Raw genomic sequence first — 16,417 nt, forward strand, 5'->3', positions numbered from 1 at the left:
TCAGGTCACCTCCGATCCACGGGCCCAGCGCGGCACGCGCGGTCGGGGGATCTCGGGCTTCGTACGGGCTTCGAGGGTCTTGAGCGACTCGGTCGTCCCGAGCGGGGCGGTCGCGGCGGCGGGTGCCGCGAGCAGCGAGGCGGCCAGGGCCAGATGCAGCAGATACGGTGAGGCGTCGCCGAGACCGGCCTCGGTGTACGAGGCGATCGCGCAGTAGCTGATCAGGAAGATCGCGCAGGCCCGCTGCAAGGACGGCGGACGCAGCAGCGCGACTCCGCCCAGGACGACGAGGACGATCGCGACCAGGGTGACGCCGACCAGTCCCTGCTCGTTGTAGACGGCCAGCCAGCTGTTGTCGATCGGCAGTCCGCCGAACGACTTGTCGCCGAGGCCGACGCCGAACAGCTTCTCCCCCGTCGTCCGGGGCGCGGCCAGCAGGGCGTCCCAGACCTTGGCCCGGCCGGTGAGGCTGGAGAAGTTCTCCTTGCTCTGTCCGCGCAGGAACCACGACTGGAGCATGGAGGCGAACCCGACCGCGGCCACCGTGGCGCACACCACCGCCCAGGTGAAGAAGCGGCGGGCCGCGGCGCTGGTGAGCAGGAGCGAGCCGATCGCCAGCAGCAGCCCGAGCAGCAGGCCGAGCGTGGCCGTGCGGGTGTGGGTCAGCGCGAGCAGGACGGCGGACGGCACGATGACCACCGCCGCGCTCCTCCCGTCGGTCCGGCGGCCCAGCAGGAGCAGCACGGTGAGCCCGATGATCACCGCGGCGTACTGTCCGATCTGCGGCGGGGTGAGCGGCCACAGGTCGCCGACCAGCCGTCCGCCGTAGAGGTCGGGCAGGGCCATGCCCGGTGAGACGACCAGGCCGAGGGCCACCAGTCCGAGCACCGCGAAGTACATCCGGATGTGGTGCCGCACGAACGTCAGGCCGCCGTCCCACCAGCGGGTGAGCAGCCACAGCGTGCACACGAACAGGGCGAGCCGGAAGCAGCGGAACAGCGCGCCGAAGCCGGACTCCAGGTGCGCGCTGGAGATCACGCTCGACACCAGGAGCACGGTGAGCAGGAACACGTACGCGGTGGGCCGGATGCGCAACTGGACGTTGACCGCGAGCGCCAGCGCGAACGCGGCGACCAGCGCGCCCATGGTGACCATCTGGATGAGGGAGCGGGGCAGCGGGACGATGGTCTTCGCCCCGGCGGAGCCGAGGGTGTTGAGGATCAGCAGCCCCCAGACCGTCCCGACGATCTTCGGCGTGCGGTTCGCCGTCATCTCAACCACCGTCCCCTGCGCGCAGGGTGCTGCCCGCGTCCTGCCGGTAGGGCAGGCCCCGCCACTGCGCGAAGTCGAGCACCTTGCTCGGGTCCTGGGCGACGAACTTCCACGGTCCGACGTAGACGTTGTCGTGCCAGCGGTTGTGCTGCTTCCGGGTGATCGCGTCGGCCACCTTCTCGCCCTTGTACGGCGACCAGTCCGGATAGGTGCCGTAGTTGGACAGCACGGCCATGCGGTCGCACTTCGACGTGCACTTGAGGACGGACTTGTCCAGCACGAAGCGGTTGTCGTGGATGTCCACCCGCTGGGTCTTCCACCGGCAGTCGGAGTAGAGCGGTGCCCTGGCGATCGCCGGCCGCGCGCAGCTGGAGGTCTTCTTCACCAGCAAGGTGCAGTCGCCGGAGGAGGTGTTGGCCGGGCTGTTGCAGAACCGGTCGGCGTTCTCCCACAGGGTGATCCCGGACCAGTTGTTCTCCAGCACGTTCCGGTAGACCTCGATCTTGTCGGTACGGGCCTTGATCCGTGGCTCGCCGCCCGACTCGGACAGGTAGACGGTCGCGAACGGGAAGCTGTCGCCGCTGTCGGCCGCCTTGCGGCCCTCGACCCAGTTGTTCCGCCGGAACGTGTTGTTCCGGATGATCGCGTTGTAGCTGATCTCGTAGATCAGCGCGGCGCCGTCGTTGGCCTCCAGGACGTTGTTCTCGATGAGGAAGTCGTTGTTGTTGGTGTCCGCCCACAACCCCGTTCCGCGGTTGTCGTGCACCCAGTTGCCGCGCACGTCGGCGCCGTCGACGGCCCAGAACTTGACGCCTCCGGTGCAGCCGCAGCCCGGCTTGCGCCGCTCCCAGTCACCGGTGTTGTTGCCGACGATCTCGTTGCCCTCGACCACCAGGCCGGTGATACGGCCCTTGCCCTTGTACGCGTTCATGCCGTACTGGCCGTTGTCGCGCAGGCAGTTGGCGCGGACCTGCTGGCGGGCGCCGGCCATCAGCGCGGCACCGGAGTTGTCCTGGATCGTCGAGTCCTCGATCACCCAGCCGTCGGCCGAGTCGTGGTTGACGACGCCCTCGTCCATCGGGGCCACGAAGTGCTGCACGGTCAGATTGCGGATGGTGACGTCGCGGGCGCCGCCGCTGAACGCGTACTGGTTCTTCTTCGCGCCGTCGAGCACCGCGCCCGGCGCACCGATGTAGCGGTCGCCCTTCTTGGGCACGACCTGGGCGTAGCGGTCCGGGTCGAGCCGGTGCTTGCCCGGCTTGAGCCAGAACGTGGTGTTCGCGGGGCTGTTCCTGGTCTTCGCCGCCAGGTCGCCGACCTTCGCGGGGTCGACCGTGACCGCGCCCGCCGGCGCCTTCGTCGGCCCGGCCACGGGGTTGGCGCACACCCGGGCGACGGACGTGGTCCGCGCCCCGGACGTGGTGGGCGCGGCACTGGCGGTCGGGTTCGTGCGGGCGTCCGACGTGCTCTCGCAGCCGGTCGCCGTCACCAGGGCCAGCGCCAGCGGTGCCGCCACCAGCGTCCAGTGCCACCTCTCGATCCTCACGTGCCCTCCTGGCCGCGGAACCTGAGCACGGTGGTGAAGCCCTCCGCGCCGTCGGTGGAGCCGGTGCCGACCAGGGTGGTGGCGGGTTCCTTGCGCCCGAAGCCCGCGGAGTACCAGCCCAGCGGCGGCTCGCTCTCGCCGCGATGCGCCTGCCAGGACAGCTGTCCGGGCAGGTCGAGCACGGCGGAGCGGTCCTCGCCGTCCCGGGTCCAGGTGAGCCGGGCCTGATTCCCGGCCAGTTCCGCGCTGATCGCCGGGCCGAGGTGGAACGCCAGGCGTGCCTCCCGGCGTGGGCCGCCCCGCACCTCGTCCACGATCGTCAGCTCCCGGCTCTCCGCCGTCAGTTCCACCCGGCGGCGGTGCACGGAGCCCTGGTAGCCGTCGTGCTCGGCGCTCCAGCTGGCCGCGTCCGCGGTCAGCACGCGGCTCCGCGCGTGCCGGGTCCACAGGAACGGGCCGCCGGAGACGGACTGGTCGCCGCCGTCCAGCTGCAGGGTGTTGTGGCCGAGGGTCGACCGGAAGTACTGCCGCCACTCGGGCTGGCCGTGGTAGCAGTACGTCCCCGGGTCGGCGAGCACGTCGACCCCGTCGTGCCGCACCTCCACGGACAGCGCGTCCGCGTGCGCGTGCGCGGCGATGGACAGGAAGCCGTGCGGGCCGCCGTCGCAGCGGCACCAGATCTCCTCCGGGCCGCGCAGGATCGTCATGCCCGCGTCCGCGAAGTGGCCGGGCCGGGCCGCCGGGCGGGTCACGGACGGTTCGCCGGGTTTGACGAGCGCGGCCAGCAGCGGGGTGCGCACATCGGTGCCGGTGACCTCCGGCCACCAGTCGAGCCGGCCGAACACCGCGTCGCCGGTGGCCAGCAGTGAGGCCCAGCGGTCGGTGCCCGCGCCGTCCAGGACCAGACCGTGTCCGTCGTCCGCGTCCCCCTGACGCGGCGGCCGGAGCCGGTTGTCCACGACGGCCGCGAGCGCGTCGGTCATGCGCAGCAGCACCAGCCGGAGGGTCGCGGGCACCGGCACTCCGGCGGCGTCCGCCTCGGCCAGCGCGGCCAGGCCGAGTTCCAGGACCAGGCCGTGGTACTCGGTGGCCAGCTCGCGGTTGAGGCCGGAGCCGTAGGTGTTGCCGCGCAGCTGCCGGTCCAGCGACCGCAGCGCGTCGGCACGCCAGCGCGCCGAGGCGGGGAACCAGTCGAACGCGCAGGCCGCGGCGAACTGACCGGCGGTCTCCGCGATGACGTGGTTGTTCGCCGAGGAGCCCCGGCTGGGGAAGGCGGCCAGCCAGCGCTGGTGGTGCCAGATCTGGTTCAGCGCCACCGGGTTGTCCTCGAACAGCTCGGCCGCGCCCGGCCAGCCGTCGAGGAGCCGGCGGACCCACACCCAGGACAGCAGCCGGATGCCCAGCTCGATGCCGCTGATCCAATGGACGCCCTGGAGCGGCGGGTTGGCCGCCCACCACGACCGCAGGTGCTCGGCGACGCGCTCGGCGTACCGCTCGTTCCCGGTGATCGCGTAGGCGGCGGCGAGCTGCGTGAGGTACTGGTGCCGGGACGGCTCCCAGATCTGCTTGATGTCCCCGACCGCGTCCTCGCTGCGGTACGGGACGTCGAAGGCGTAGCCCGAGGGGGCCCGGCGCCCGGTCTTCGGGTCGAACCACCAGTCCGGGGCGGCCAGGTCGTCGCGGACCACGCCGAAGAACTCGGCGTGCCCGTCCATGAGCCGGTCCGCCTCGGCGACGAGGCGCTTCGCGGCGTCCGGGGGTACGGCGGCCACGGTCCCGGCCGGCAGCACCGCGGTGAACCGGGCACCGGTCACACCCGGGCAGTCGGGCGGCGTCGACCGCCACCGCCGTGTGCGCAGCATGTCGCCCACCCGGCCCGCGACCTCCTGCGGCCCCATCCGGGACAGCCGCCGGAGGTACCAGCCCGCGCTCATGGTCATCGGGGCCTCGCCAACGTCACCGGCGCGCCGCCGGCCAGCCCGGCCTGCACGGCGAGGGTGGCCGCCGTGGTGGCGACCAGCGACTGGAGCGGCACCGGCATCGGCTCGCCGGTGCGGACCGCCTTGACGAACGCGGCCAGTTCGGCGTTCTGCCCCTTGTCCCGGGCCTTGGGCAGCCGCGAACTGACCCACTTCTTAGGGCCGTACACCGAGGCGCGCACGAAGTCGTCGAGCCGCAGCGCGCGGCCGTCCGCGACCAGGTCCAGCGTCTCCTTCGGGAAGCCAGAGGGGCCGCTGGTGACGTAGCTGATGGTGGCGGTGGAGCCGTCCGGGTAGCGCAGGACGACCTGGAGGTCCTCGTTGCCGGACGTGGCGGTCGCGTACACCGAGACCGGGTCGGCGTCGAGCAGCCAGCTCGCCGTGTCGATGAAGTGTCCGCCCTCGCCCACGAACCGCGAGCCCTCGGAGCCCTGCTGGAGGTACCAGCTGCCGTGGTCGAGGCGTCCGGCGTTGACCAGGTAGCGGAGGTGCGCCGGGCCGCTCCGGGCGCCGAACCGCGTCCTGGCCTCCTGCAGCAGCGGCGCGAAGCGGCGGTTGAAGCCCACCTGGAGCCGGTCGTTGCCGGACTCCTCCACCGCCGCGAGCACTCCGGCCAGCTCGTCTTCGGTGAGCGCGAGGGGCTTCTCGACGAACACGGTCTTGCCGGCGAGGAGGGCCTGGCGGGTCAGTTCGGCGTGCGAGCTGTGCCGGGTGACGACGAACACGGCGTCGACGGACTTGTCGCCGAGGACGGCGTCGAGGTCGGTGGTCGCCTCCTTGAAGCCGAACTTGCGCTGCGCGTTGGCCCCGGACAGTGCCGTCGTGGTGACGACGGTCGACAGCTCGACCCCCTCGCGCTGGGCGAGGTGCGGCAGCAGCATCGAGGTGGCGTAGTTGCCGGCGCCGACGAACGCGAGCCGCACCGGCGTCTTCGCGGCCCGGACCGGACTCGGCTTCGCCTTCACCTCGGGCACGGCCACCGACGGGGCTTGTGTCGCTTCTTCCGTCTGTTCGGGGTAGCGGAACAGCACCGCCACGGCCTTCAGGTCGCCGTCCTTCAGCCGCTGGTAGGTCTCGACGGCGTCGTCGAAGTCGGCGACGTGGGAGACCAGGGGCTCGACGTCGACCTTTCCGCGGGCCATGAGGTCGAGGAAGCAGGCCAGGTTGCGGCGCTCGGTCCAGCGGACGTAGCCGATCGGGTAGTCGCGGCCCTGGAGTTCGTACTCAGGGTCGTAGCGCCCGGGGCCGTAGCTGCGGGAGAAGCGGACGTCGAGTTCCTTCTCGTAGTACGCGTTCCACGGCAGGTCCAGACGGCACTTGCCGATGTCGACGACCCGGCCGCGGTCCCGGCACAGGCGGGCGGCGAGCACGACGGGCTGGTTGCTGCCGCCGCCGGCCGCCAGGTACACCTGGTCGACGCCGTGGCCGTCGGTGAGTTCGGCGACGGCGGTCTCCACGGCCGTGGACCCGGGGTCGCCGACGGCCGCGGCGCCCAGTCGCTCGGCGAGTTCGCAGCGCGCCGGGTCGGGGTCGGCGCCGACGACGCGGACCCCGGCGGCGGCCAGGAGCTGCACCACCAGCTGGCCGATCAGCCCGAGGCCGATGACCAGCGCGACCTCGCCGAGCTGCGGCTCGCCCTGGCGGACGCCCTGCATCGCGATCGACCCGACCGTGCCGAAGGCGGCGTGGCGCGGCGCGAGGCCGTCGGGCACCGGGGCGTAGAGGTTCTTCGGCACCCAGTTCAGCTCGGCGTGCAGGGCGTGCTCGTTGCCCGCGCAGGCCACGAGGTCGCCGACCTTCACGTCGTCGATCCCGGCGCCGACCTGCTCGACGATCCCGCACAGCGAGTAGCCGAGCGGGGTGTAGGAGTCGAGCTTGCCCATCACCTTGCGGTAGGTGGCGGGCACCCCGTTGGTGGCCACGCTCTGCATGACCTTGGCCACCTGGTCGGGGCGGGAACGGGCCTTGCCCAGCATCGACATGCCGGCCTCGGACACCTTCATCATCTCGGTGCCGGTGGAGATCAGCGAGAAGGCGCTGCGCACCAGCACCCCGCCCGGCTTGCACCCCGGCACCGGCACGTCGAGCACCGCCAGCTCGCCGCTCTTGTAGTTCTGTACGACCTGTTTCACCGAAGTCCCCTGATTTCTAAGCCGTTTGCCGAGTGCTCTGGCCGGACCCGGAGGTCGCGTCGCGATACCAGTACTCGAGGGTCAGCACATGCCACAGATGCTTGGAGAAGTCCTGCTGCCCGGCGGCGTCCGCGGCGACCATCCGCGCCAGCGCGTCGCGCCGCAGGAACCCGGAGCGGACGAGCTCGCCGTCGTTGACGACCTCGCGCACCAGTGGTGCCAGGTCCCGGCTCATCCAGGCCCGCAGCGGGGCGCTGAACAGGCCCTTGGGCCGGTACACGATCTCCCGGGGCAGGATCGAGGTGGCCGCCTCCTTGAGGACCGCCTTGCCCTGCCGTCCGGCTATCTTGAGGTCGCCGGGCACCGCGAACGCGGCCTTGACCACCTCGACGTCCACGTACGGCACCCGTACCTCGGTCGACGCGGCCATGCTGGAGCGGTCCGTGTAGGTGAGGTTGAGGCCCGGCAGGAACATCCGGGCGTCGGCCAGGCACATGCGGTTGACGAAGTCGTCGAGCTCGTTGTCCTGGTAGACGTCCGCGTGCTCGGTCAGCACGTCGTCGACCGTCCCGGCCAGGTCGGGATCGACCAGGGCGAGCAGTTCGTCCTGGTCGTACATGGTGTAGCTGCGCCGGAACGCGGTCTCCTCCGGCAGGTCGGCGAAGGAGAGGAACCGCTTGGCGAACCGCACCGACCTCAGGCCCCGGCGGGAGGTGGCCACCGGCAGCCGGTCCACCACCGCGGACGCCCCGCGCCGCAGGGGCCGCGGGACGCGCTGGTAGCGCAGGGCGAGCAGGTTGGCCAGGTGCTTGCGGTAGCCGGCGAACAGCTCGTCGGCGCCCATCCCGGAGAGCATCACCTTGACCCCGGCCTCCCGGGCGGCCGTGCAGATCAGGAAGGTGTTGATGGCGGCGGGGTCACCGATCGGCTCGTCCAGGGAGTACGTCATCTGCGGCAGCAGGTCGAGCACGTTCGGGGCGATCTCGATCTCGTGCAGGTCGACGCCGAACCGCTCGGCGACCTGCCGGGCGTAGCGCAGGTCGTCCGGCATCGCCTCGAACTTGGCGTCCTCGGCACGGAAACCGATCGTGTAGGCGGAGATCCCCGGCTGCTCGCGGGCCGCCAGCGCGGTCAGGTAGCTGGAGTCCAGGCCGCCGGAGAGGAAGGTCGCCACGGGTACGTCGGCGAGCAGGTGGCTGCGGGTCGACTCCTCGACGACGGCGGCGATGTCCGGCAGTTCGCCGCCGCGGGCCCGCTCCCGGCCCTCGGCGGCGACGTCCTTCAGGTTCCAGAACCGGCCGCGCTCCACCCGGCCGTCGGGCCGGCAGCGCAGCCAGCTGCCCGGCGGCAGCTTCTCCGCCTCGCGCAGCGCGCACCGCGAGTCCGGCACCCAGTAGTAGAGGAGCGAGGCCACCAGCGCCGCGTGGTCCACCTCCAGCCTGCCGCCGGTCGCGAGGGCGAGGGCCTTCAGCTCGGAGGCGAACACCAGGCCCTCGCCACGCCGCAGCAGGAACAGCGGCTTGATGCCCAACTGGTCGCGGACCAGCACCAGTTCACCGGTGCACTCGTCGAAGACGCCGAACGCGAACATGCCGCGCAGCCGGGGCAGGCAGTCCGTGCCCCAGCGCCGCCAGGCCTCCAGCAGCACCTCCGTGTCGGAGGTGCCGCGGAAGCGCACCCCGGCGGCCTCCAACTCGGCCCGCAGCTCGGGCGCGTTGTACAGCTCGCCGTTGTACGTCAGGGCGAGTCCGTCCTTGACCATCGGCTGGGCGCCGGTCTCGGACAGGTCGATGATGGACAGCCGGCGGTGCCCGAGCTGTACTTCACCGTCACCGACGGGGTGGCCGTAGCGGCCCGCCCCGTCGGGGCCGCGGTGGGCGAGGGATTCGGTGAGCCGGTCGGTGACGAGCTTGCCGTCCGGCCATCGGTACGTTCCCGCGATGCCACACATGTCCTACCGCACCTCCTGGTCGCTGTCCGGGATTCGTGCGGCCCACATCGGCATTCGCTCCGACTTCGCCTGGCCCGTCCCGTTCTGCCGGGCCGTCCGCTCGCTGTGTCCCCGCAGCGCGATGTGCAGCCCGTCCCACAGGGTGCCGTCGGTGCGGTCCCGCGGATCGGGGTCGATCAGTACCACGCCGACCACCGTGATGTGCTGGTCCGCGAGCTGCCGCGCCACGGTGTGCAGCCAGGCGGCGCTGCCGTGCCCGGCTCGCACGACGAGCACGGTCTGGGTGCCCAGGTACCGGAGGTCCGTCCACGCGGTGCCGGGGGCGACCGAGCCGACGCCGATCAGGCGCCCCTGGTCCGGCACGTTCGCGGCCTGTTCACCGCTGACGACGGTGGGGTCCCCGGGCTTCTGGCCGCGGCCGGAGAGCTGCCCGCCGGGCAGGCCGTCGACGACGGTCACCGGCCCGTCGGCCGCCAGTGCCCTGGCGACGTTCAGGGCGATCGCGCCGGTGCTGCGCGCACAGCCCAGTTCCAGCAGCGACAGCGGTTCCGCGGAGCCGCGGGCGGTGCGGGCCAGGGACGTGGTGAGCCGTTCGCGTGCCAGCCGGGTCCGGCGGCGCTGCCAGGACCGGCCCGAGCGGCGGGGCAGTTCCGCGATGACCGAGGCGCCGAGGTTCGCCGCGATGTCCCGGCGCAGTACGGGGCGGTCCGCGACGACCACGCCGACGGCGGCCAGCGCGAGCCCGAGGAAGAGGCCGAGGACCATCCCGATCGCGGCGTCGGTGGCGGCGGCCTTGGGCAGGGAGTGCCGTACCGCGCTCGGGGCGTCCACGATCTGCGTGCCGGCGATGACCTGGGGAGTGCCGGTGCGGGCGTCGGCGGCGCGCTGGTCGAAGTCGGAGATGCGCGAGTTGAGTTCGGCCCGGCGGGCGTAGAGCGACTCGAGGCTCGCCGCCCCCGTGGTGTCGCCGGCCGTGGACCGGTCGCTGATCTGCTTGTTGACCGCGGCGAGTTCGTCCCGGGTGCGGTTGCGCTGGTCGATCAGGGCCTTGGACTCGGCCTGCGCGATCGCCTTCATCCGCTGCACGTGGTCAGCGACGAACGCGTCGGCCAGCGCCTTGGCCCGGGCCACCGCCTGGGCGTCGGTGTCGCCGGTCACGTCGATCTGCAGCAGGTTGTTGGTCAGGCCGGTGCCGCGGTAGTCCTTCATGAAGTCCCCAGGCTTTTCCGGGGACTTGAGGGCCTTCAGGGCCGCGTCGGCGATCCGCGTGGTCTGCAGCAGCGCGACGTCGGTGCGGATCAGTGTTCCGGTGTCGTTCGGCTGGTCCTCCGCGTGGGTGACCAGCACCTTGGTCATCGCGCTCGGCGGCGGTGGCATCAGGACCGCCACGGCCGCGCCGGCCAGGAAGCCCAGCAGCGCCATGGTGCACCACAGGCGGCGGCGTCTGCGCACCGCCACGACCAGCGCCTGCAGGTCCAGGAGCGGAGTGGCCGTCGATTCCGGTGAAGTCGTGTTCGTGCTCACGCCGAGCCTCCCGTCGCGCGGCCGGGAACGGCGAACGTCAGAGTGGCGTCGTCCGGCAGCTCGGCGGCGGGACGCGTGGGACGGGCCTGGACGGTCCCGGCGACGACGACGCCGAGGACCTCGTGCCTGCCGTCCGCGCACGCCTCGGCGATGCCGGCGAGTTCCTCCGCGGTCCAGCTGCCCGCGCTGAGCACCACCAGGGCACCGGCCTCGGTCTCGCGGTCCGGCACCGTCGGCCGCTCCACCGACACCTCCACCACCCGCAGCAGCGGATCGGCCTTGGCCTCGGTGACGAGCAGCCCCGCGGCCCGGCGGGCGATCTCGTCGCCGTCCGGTACGACGACCAGCAGCCGCCGGGGAGCCGGCAGCTGTTCCCTCAGGCGGGCGCACACCCGCCGGTAGCGCAGCCGTCGGCCGGCCTCGTCGCCGGACTTCAGCGGGGCCGGTACGTCCCAGCGGACGTCCATGCCGAGCAGCCGGCGGACCCGGGCCGCCCGGCCCGCGCCCTGCGGCCGGAGCGCGGGCCATTCACCGGCCACGTCGACGGTGCCCAGCGACGCCGCGCCCAGGGCGGCCGCGATCTCGGGTTCGGTGCGCAGCCGGCGGTTCATCCGCGCGGCGACGAGATGCCCGATGACCGTGAGCAGGAAGAACAGCACCGCCCCGCCGGCGACGAGCTGAGTCCTCGTCGGCGGCGCCTCGCCGGTCGGCCGGGGAGCCGCGCCCATGACGACCATGCCCGCCTTGCTGGTCGACGGGTCGGCCTCTTCCAGCTTCTTCATGGCCGCCTCCAGCGAGGTGCGCAGGTTCTCGAGCGCCGTGCGGGACTGCACGCTCTCCACGGTCTGTCCCGGGTCGGCCGCCTTGGCCAGGTCGGAGATGCGGCGGTTGGTCTCCGCGACCTGCTTGCGCAGCGCCTCGGTCTGCGCGGCCACGCCGGCGTCGGCACTGCTGCCCGCGACCTCCCCGGCGAACTGCACGAACTCCTGCGCCACCCCGTCGGCGAGCCGCTGCGCGCGCTCCGGGGTGTCGGCCGTACCCGAGATCGTGATGATGTTCCCGTCGGCGGCCGAGGCGCTGACGTGGCTCCGCAGTTCGGTGCGGCTGACGTCGGTCCAGTGGATGGCGTCGGCCGCGCGGTCGACGACGGTCAGACTGGTGGCGATGTCGACCTGGGTGAGCAGCTCCCGCTCCTCCCACACCCCGGGCAGCAGTACCGGTGCCTGCGCGGTGTACCGCGGCGGGAACACCAGCACCGAGGCGCCGTATCCGACGAGTGCGCCCAAGACGGCGAGGGCGGCGAGGAGCCGCCACCGCCGACGGAGTATCCGCCCGATCGTGACCAGGCGGATGGTGTCTTCGTTCAACTGCGCTGCCTCTTCTTCCTTGTGCGCACCGCGCCGCCCGCGCGGACCGCGTCGCGGTCCCGGCAGGCGGCGGCGTAGGCGGCGAGCAGCGATGCCTGGGAGTTGCTCCAGGAAAGCTGCCCGCCGATTCGCTCCTGGCCGATCTTGCCCATGCGGGCCCGCTTGTCGGGGTCGTCCAGCAACGCCGTGATGAGCTCGGCGAAGTGGGCCTCGTCGTTGGCGGGAGCGTAGACGGCGGCGTCACCGGCGGAGACGCGCGCCTCCTTCAGGTCGAAGGAGACGATGGGCCGGCCCATCGCCATGTACTCCAGGACCTTGTTCATGGTCGACACGTCGTTGAGCGGGTTGCGCGGGTCCGGGGAGAGGCACACGTCCGCGGTGGACAGGTACCGCACCAGGTCGGCGTCCGGAATGCGCCCGGTGAACTGCACCTGGTCGTCGAGGCCGAGCTCGCGGGACAGCTCCACCATCGCGTCGAAGGCGTCGCCGGAGCCCACGAACACCGCGTGCCAGTCGGTCCGCCCGAACTCGTCGCGCAGCTTCGCCAGGGCGCGCAGGGCGTAGTCGACGCCGTCCTGCGGGCCCATGACGCCGAGGTAGCACAGCAGATGGGGCTTGCCGCGCTTCAACTCCGGCTCGGCCGGCACCGGTTGGAACCGCTCGACCTGGGGTGCGCTGCGCACCACGTAGACGTCCTCGGGCCGCTTGCCGCCGCGGCTCACCGCGACGTCCCGGTAGCTCTCGTTCGTGGCGAGCACGATGTCCGCGGCCCGGTAGGTGCGCCGTTCCAGCGCGCACACGGCGCGGTAGAGCAGGTCCTTGCCGCGGCCGAAGCGGGAGAGGTACAGCTCGGGCACCAGGTCGTGCTGGTCGAAGACGAACCGTGCGCCGCGCCGCCTGAGCCGACGGGCCGCCAGGAACAGCAGGTCGGGCGGGTTGCAGGCGTGGACCACGTGAACCGGGCCGACCTTGCGGGCCAGCCGGGCGGTGTGCCACAGGGCCGAGCCGTACTCCTGCAGGTAGCCGGCCGGTCCTCCGGTGGCCGCGCGCAGCGGATAGCGGTGGATGCGCACCCCGTCGATCAGCGCCTCCGGCTCGGTGTCCCGCTTCTCTCCGCGGGGGCAGATGACGTGCACCTCCCAGCCCGCGTCGCGCAGTGTCGTGCACTCCTGCCACACCCGCCGGTCGAACGGCACCGACAGGTTCTCCACCAGGATCAGCGCGCGCCGGCCCGAGCCGTCGCCGCTGACTTCGTTACCAAGCAAGGCCCATGTATCCCGGTTCGGTCCGGCGCGTCTCGGCGTCGGGAAGGCGGATGAGGTCGACGATCACCTGGCCGCCGCCGTGGGGCAGCGCCGAGAGGACGGCCGGATCTTTGGTCCCGACGAGGCACACCTCGGCGTGCTGGAGCACTTCGTCGACGGAGTCCGCGAGCAGCTGCGCGAGGTGCGGCAGCCGGGTCTCGATGTACTCGCGGTTCGCGCCGATCAGCCGGGACAGGCTCACGTTGGCGTCGTGGATCTTCAGGTCGTACCCCTTGCCGAACAGCCGCTCGGCCAGCTCGACGAGCGGGCTCTCGCGGAGGTCGTCGGTGCCGGGCTTGAAGGACAGCCCGAACATGCCCACCCGGCGCTTGCCGGTCCGCTCGACCAGCTCCACTGCGCGCTGCAGATGGTCGGCGTTGGAGGGCAGCACGTGGGAGAGGATGGGCACCGACACGTCGGCCCGCTGCGCCGCGTGGACCAGGCTGCGCAGGTCCTTGGGCAGGCAGGAGCCGCCGAAGGCGAAGCCGGGGCGCAGATAGGCGGGGCTGATGTTCAGCTTGCGGTCGGCCAGGAAGACGTCCATCACCTGGTGCGAGTCGACTCCCAACGCCTGGCACACCGCGCCCAGTTCGTTCGCGAAGCCGATCTTGAGGCCGTGGAACGCGTTGTCCGCGTACTTGATGGCCTCGGCCGTCGGGACCGGCACCCGGAACACCTCGCCGGGCAGGCCCTCGTACAGCGCCGCCACCGCGTCGCCGCTCGCCTGGTCGAGTTCGCCGATGACGGTCTTCGGCGGGTCGAAGAAGTCCCGGACGCTGGTGCCCTCGCGCAGGAACTCCGGGTTGACGGCGACTCCGACGTCCACGCCGACCGTGCCGCCGAGGGACTTCTCCAGGATCGGCACGAGCAGGTTCAGGCAGGTGCCGGGGAGCATGGTGCTGCGGAAGACGACGGTGTGCCGTCCGCCCCGTTCGGCGAGCGCGGCGCCGATCTCCTCGGTGACGCGCTCCAAGTACGTCGTGCACAGGCTGCCGTTGGGCTCGGACGGCGTGCCGACGCAGACCAGCGACACCTCGCTGTCCATGATCGCCTCACGGACGTCGGTGGTGGCGCGGAGCGCTCCGGTCCGTACCACGTCGGCCGTGAGCTCGCCGATCCGCTCCTCGACCACCGGGGCCTTGCCGTCGTTGACCAGGTCGACCTTCACCTGGTTGACGTCCACCCCGATGACCTCGTGGCCCATGCTGGCCAGGCACGCGGCCGACACGCAGCCCACGTAGCCGAGCCCGAAAACGCTGATCCTCATGACCCGTCCCTCCCCCCACGCAGGCCCCTGCGGCCTGTGGTCCCCCCTTGCAGGCCCTGCCGGCCTGCGGTCCGCGCGCATCAGTAGGCCCCCTGGCCGTAGAGCACCGCACGCAGCGTCTTCCACAAGATCACCGTGTCCAGGGCGAGCGACCAGTCCTCCACGTACCGCAGGTCGAGGCGGACGGCCTCCTCCCACGGCAGGTCGCTGCGTCCGCTGATCTGCCACAGGCCGGTGAGGCCGGGCTTGACCAGCAGCCGCCGCCGGATGTCCGGGCCGTACTCGGCGGACTCCTCCGGCAGCGGGGGCCGCGGACCGACGAGCGACATCGATCCGGTGAGTACGTTGAAGAGCTGCGGGAGTTCGTCGATCGAGTACCGGCGCAGCACTGTCCCCACCCGGGTCACCCGCGGGTCCCGGCGCATCTTGAACAGCAGCCCCGCGCCCTCGTTGCGGTCGGCCAGTTCGGCTCGTGCCCGGTCGGCGCCGGCGACCATGGTGCGGAACTTGAGGATGGTGAACTCGCGGCCGTCCTTGCCGACTCGGCGCTGGCGGTAGAACGCGCCGCCCCGGCTGTCCAGCACCACGAGGAGCCCGACGCACACCATCAGCGGTGCGAACAGCAGCAGGAGGATGGCGGAGCCCAGCCGGTCGACGACCGCCTTGATGGCCCGGCGGCCGCCGGTGAAGGTCGGCATGCTGACCCGCAGCAGCGGTATCCCGAGGACGGCGTCGACGTGCAGTCGCGGGCCGGCCACTTCCATCAGCACGGGGGCGACGACCATCTCGGCGTCGCTGCCTTCGAGGTTCCAGGCCAGCCGCTGCAATCGCTCCGGTGTCCAGTGCGGGTCCGGGGTGACCGCGACGACGCGGTATCCGTCGTGCTCGACGTACTTGGCGACATCCTCCAGCCGGCCGACGACCGGTACTCCGTCGAGTTCGTCGCCCTCGATCCCGTCGGTCGTGCACACCCCGTCCACCCGCCAGCCGAGGTGGGGGAATTTGCGGGTGCGGCTTATCAAGTCCCGTACGGTGTCCGGGCTTCCGGCGGCGAGCACCGGTCTCAGGCACCGCCCTTCGTTCCGCCGCTTGTGCAGCGAGAGGCGGAGCACGTACCGGGCGGTCATGGTGACGAGCGCGATCGCGGGGATCGCGACGAATATCCAGAGCTTGATGTTGCGCGAGGTGAGGGCGATCCCGCCGAGCGCGAGCACGACGGTCGCCGTGAACAGTGAGCGTCCGAGCCTGCGGAACTCCTCCGCGCCCTGACCGAGCACGGCGGGAGCCCACGACCGGCTCACCGCGAGCGACCCCAGCACCAGCAGCTCGGTGCCGAAGGCCAGAATGCCCCACTTCTCATGCCAGTTGGCCGCGTCCCGGGCCCCGAAGAACTCACCTATCGCCGCCACCACGATGGCGGTGACCACGGTGTCGGTGGTCATGACGGTACGTCTGTACCGCTGCTCCCAACCGCTCGCGGGCCGGCTGATCGCCTCGTCCGCCAGACGTCTGTGCGCCGACGAAAACGGGTCGACTAGTCCCCCCTGCGCCACAGAACCCCCCCGGTTCCCAGTGGTACGACGTGCTCGCCCAACACTGTCCCTCCCCCCGGGAGGCCCCCGCCTCCCGCATGCTTCCGCCCCTCGGGAGACCCCCCGCCCCCCGCGCCGCGCCGTTCCTCCCGGTGGGACACCCCCGCCCCACCCCGTGCACGACTTCCCGGCTGCTTCAGGGCAGCCTCAACACCCGCCCTGGCGCAGCGAGTTCACATGTCCTGACGGACTCTCGAGGTACTCGAGAATCCCTTGGAACCCCCCATGCTCCGCGCAACGCCGGAGCAATAGATCACCATTTGTCGCCTCGTGTCCCACCATGCGAAGCAAGGTCAATCTAGACCATCGAGCCCCTCCTGAAGAGGGGGATGTGTGGAATTTGTGCTCAACATTTGAAGCCGGATCCGCAACCCGACAATCGGCGACGGAAGCACCCCTGGCGGCGACATGCCTGGTGACCTGTGATAACGGAAGTTACTCGTCCGGTCAACACCGGCAAATCGCAAGCGCTCCGGCACCGGC

At 71.7% G+C, this 16,417-nt stretch carries 10 protein-coding genes; all 10 read right to left on the reverse strand.

Annotated features, from left to right (window positions below; genetic code table 11):
- Positions 1 to 1,272, reverse strand: coding sequence for an O-antigen ligase domain-containing protein (locus MQP27_RS45785; RefSeq protein WP_242777009.1), 1,272 nt, complete (start codon positions 1,270 to 1,272; stop codon positions 1 to 3).
- A 1-nt stretch (position 1,273) separates the two neighbouring features.
- Positions 1,274 to 2,818, reverse strand: coding sequence for a right-handed parallel beta-helix repeat-containing protein (locus MQP27_RS45790; protein WP_242777011.1), 1,545 nt, complete (start codon positions 2,816 to 2,818; stop codon positions 1,274 to 1,276).
- A complete protein-coding gene (locus MQP27_RS45795) occupies positions 2,815 to 4,758 on the reverse strand; it encodes a heparinase II/III family protein (RefSeq protein WP_242777013.1) in 1,944 nt (647 codons plus the stop codon). Before MQP27_RS45795 ends, MQP27_RS45790 begins: the two co-directional genes overlap by 4 nt.
- Positions 4,755 to 6,929, reverse strand: a complete 2,175-nt coding sequence (locus MQP27_RS45800) for a bi-domain-containing oxidoreductase (protein WP_242777015.1) — start codon at positions 6,927 to 6,929, stop codon at positions 4,755 to 4,757. The genes MQP27_RS45795 and MQP27_RS45800 overlap by 4 nt, the downstream gene beginning before the upstream one ends.
- A 16-nt stretch (positions 6,930 to 6,945) precedes the next feature.
- On the reverse strand, positions 6,946 to 8,880 hold the full coding sequence (gene asnB, locus MQP27_RS45805) for an asparagine synthase (glutamine-hydrolyzing) (RefSeq protein WP_242777017.1): 1,935 nt from the start codon (positions 8,878 to 8,880) through the stop codon (positions 6,946 to 6,948).
- Positions 8,881 to 8,883: 3 nt separating this feature from the next.
- Complete coding sequence (locus tag MQP27_RS45810; protein WP_242777019.1) at positions 8,884 to 10,404, reverse strand: Wzz/FepE/Etk N-terminal domain-containing protein; 1,521 nt, start codon at positions 10,402 to 10,404, stop codon at positions 8,884 to 8,886.
- A complete protein-coding gene (locus tag MQP27_RS45815; protein ID WP_242777021.1) occupies positions 10,401 to 11,771 on the reverse strand; it encodes a Wzz/FepE/Etk N-terminal domain-containing protein in 1,371 nt (456 codons plus the stop codon). Before MQP27_RS45815 ends, MQP27_RS45810 begins: the two co-directional genes overlap by 4 nt.
- Positions 11,768 to 13,036: a glycosyltransferase family 4 protein gene (locus tag MQP27_RS45820; protein WP_242777023.1), complete on the reverse strand. Its 1,269-nt coding sequence runs from the start codon at positions 13,034 to 13,036 to the stop codon at positions 11,768 to 11,770. The genes MQP27_RS45815 and MQP27_RS45820 overlap by 4 nt, the downstream gene beginning before the upstream one ends.
- Positions 13,026 to 14,342, reverse strand: a complete 1,317-nt coding sequence (locus MQP27_RS45825; RefSeq protein WP_242777025.1) for a nucleotide sugar dehydrogenase — start codon at positions 14,340 to 14,342, stop codon at positions 13,026 to 13,028. The genes MQP27_RS45820 and MQP27_RS45825 overlap by 11 nt, the downstream gene beginning before the upstream one ends.
- An 80-nt stretch (positions 14,343 to 14,422) precedes the next feature.
- The gene (locus MQP27_RS45830; RefSeq protein ID WP_242777027.1) at positions 14,423 to 15,895 is read right to left on the reverse strand and encodes a sugar transferase; all 1,473 of its coding nucleotides are present in this window, start codon (positions 15,893 to 15,895) and stop codon (positions 14,423 to 14,425) included.
- Positions 15,896 to 16,417 lie beyond the last annotated feature (522 nt).

Origin of the sequence: Streptomyces cylindrosporus, from assembly GCF_022698165.1 — a bacterium.
Classification (GTDB): domain Bacteria; phylum Actinomycetota; class Actinomycetes; order Streptomycetales; family Streptomycetaceae; genus Streptomyces; species Streptomyces cylindrosporus.

Bases quoted from the DNA above. Each gene is read 5' to 3' on its own strand.
- MQP27_RS45785 (WP_242777009.1), bottom strand. From the start codon at position 1,272: ATGACGGCGAACCGCACGCCGAAGATCGTCGGGACGGTCTGGGGGCTG.
- MQP27_RS45795 (WP_242777013.1), bottom strand. From the start codon at position 4,758: ATGACCATGAGCGCGGGCTGGTACCTCCGGCGGCTGTCCCGGATGGGG.
- asnB (WP_242777017.1), bottom strand. From the start codon at position 8,880: ATGTGTGGCATCGCGGGAACGTACCGATGGCCGGACGGCAAGCTCGTC.
- MQP27_RS45825 (WP_242777025.1), bottom strand. From the start codon at position 14,342: ATGAGGATCAGCGTTTTCGGGCTCGGCTACGTGGGCTGCGTGTCGGCC.